The organism is Brevundimonas sp. RM1 (assembly GCF_052907225.1).
On record NZ_JBRERY010000063.1, the window covers coordinates 1 to 1,905 of the forward strand.

Sequence of the window (1,905 nt, forward strand, 5' to 3'; positions counted from 1 at the left end):
GTGCGCGAATGGGCCTTCACAGCGGGCCTGACCTACAGCAACACCCCCGTCGCCCGTGGCTACACCTATGACTACACCCAGGTGAATTTCGGCGTGACGCGCGCCTTCTGACCAATTCGGCTTTCACTCTTGAAAGTCAGGTTGTCGGGGTGTGAACGGAGCGCTTCTGTTCAGGGACGCTTCGCCACAGTCGCGCCGGAATCTTTTCTAGTATCGTTGTCATGTCAGTTTCTCGAGGGGGAGAGCGGATGTGGGCACGTCGATCGATCTTGTTGGGAGCGGCGGGTTTGAGCGTGGGGCTTCCTGCGTCCGTCCTGGCGCAGGAAGCGCTGTCGAGCGACGACCAGTTCTTCTCCGAAGGTCGCTATCTACCGACCTACCTCGACCTGAAGGCCAAGGCTGAAGCGGGTGATCAAGCGGCGCGACAGATGTTAAGTCAGTTCGCGTCCTTCCTGGGGGACGAGGCGACGGCCGTCGGCTTGGATGAGCGGCCTCCGCGGCCGTCGCTGATTCCACCCGACTTGGACGGCGCAGTGGCGCGTGACGCGATCGAAGCCATCGTCGAGGCGGCCCGCAACACCCGCATTGTCATCCTGAACGAGGCGCACAACATTTCCGGACATCGCGCCTTCGCCGCCCGGGTGATGCGTGCGTTGCGCCCGCTGGGCTACGACTGGTTCGCCGCCGAAACCTTCACCCCGCCTCAGCCTGTGCCGCTTGTCCGGGTCGGCTCCTATACGAAGGGCGCGCCCTTCCTGGCCAGCTACGGCTACTACACACACGATCCGGTCTTCGCCGAGATGGTGCGCGAGGCGGCCCGGCTAGGCTACCGCTTTTCGGACTATGAACAGAGCTTCGACCAAAGGGCGCCCGATGACGCGGACAGCGCCGCGCAGATCGCCGCGCGTGAAGAGGCGCAGGCCGACAACCTGATCGCCAATATCCTGTCCGTCCACCCCGAGGCGCGCGTCTTCGTCTTCGTCGGCTACAGTCACGCGATGGAGACCGAAGGACGGGGCGACCTATGGTTCGCCGCGCGCCTGAAAGCCAAGACGGGCATCGATCCGCTGACGATTGAGCAGTCGAGGAACTGGCCCGCGATCGCGCCTCAGAACGATGCGCCGCACGTGGCCGCCGTCCTGGCGCGCTTTGCGCCCGAAAACCCGATCGTGGTGTCCAGAGATGGCGAGAGCATCGCCACGCCCAACTATGCCGGAAAAATGGATATGTCGGTCTTCCATCCGCGCATGACGCCTGTGGCGGGCCGCCCGGGATGGCTGGCGGCGGATCCCGAGCGACGGCGCGTGACGATCAAGGTTCCGCCGCTGGACGAGCAGGTGCTGATCCAGGCCCTGTCGACGGCGGAAGCGACGGCCGGGCCGCCGTCGGATCACTATCTGCTGCCGCCCGGCGCATCGGAGGCGACCTTCTTCCTTCACCCCGGCCGCTACTTCTTCCGTCAGGAGACCGCAGCGGGCATCCAGCCCGCCTTCGGCGCGCTCAGCGTCGATTAGCGCGCCAGGGTCCGCATCGCCCGTTCCAGGCCTTCCAGCGTCAGGGGGAACATGCGGTGCTCCATCACCTCGCCGATTAGGTTGACCGAGGGGGTGTAGCTCCAGTGGCGCTCTGGCACGGGGTTCACCCAGACCGACTTGTCCCATTGTTCGCGGGCGCGTTTCAGCCAGACGGCGCCCGCCTCCTCGTTCCAGTGCTCGACCGAGCCGCCGGGCATGGTCACTTCATAGGGCGACATGGTCGCGTCGCCGACGAAGATGGCGCGCCAGTCGCCGGGGTATTTGTGGATCAGATCCCAGGTCGGGATGCGCTCGCTGTGGCGGCGACGGTTGTCCTTCCACACGCCTTCGTAGAGGCAGTTGTGGAAGTAGAAGAACTCCAGGTTCTTGA

At 64.9% G+C, this 1,905-nt stretch carries 1 protein-coding gene and 1 pseudogene; one reads left to right on the top strand and one right to left on the bottom strand.

Features of this window, described 5'->3' with window-relative positions; all coding sequences use genetic code 11:
• The first annotated feature begins 293 nt into the window (after positions 1–293).
• Positions 294–1,514: a hypothetical protein gene (locus tag ACU5AP_RS16210; RefSeq protein WP_128720717.1), complete on the top strand. Its 1,221-nt coding sequence runs from the start codon at positions 294–296 to the stop codon at positions 1,512–1,514.
• Here the strand turns inward: ACU5AP_RS16210 and ACU5AP_RS16215 are convergent.
• Positions 1,511–1,905, bottom strand: a pseudogene (locus ACU5AP_RS16215) (VWA domain-containing protein); the annotation flags it as partial. The gene ACU5AP_RS16210 and the pseudogene ACU5AP_RS16215 sit on opposite strands and share 4 nt — an antisense overlap.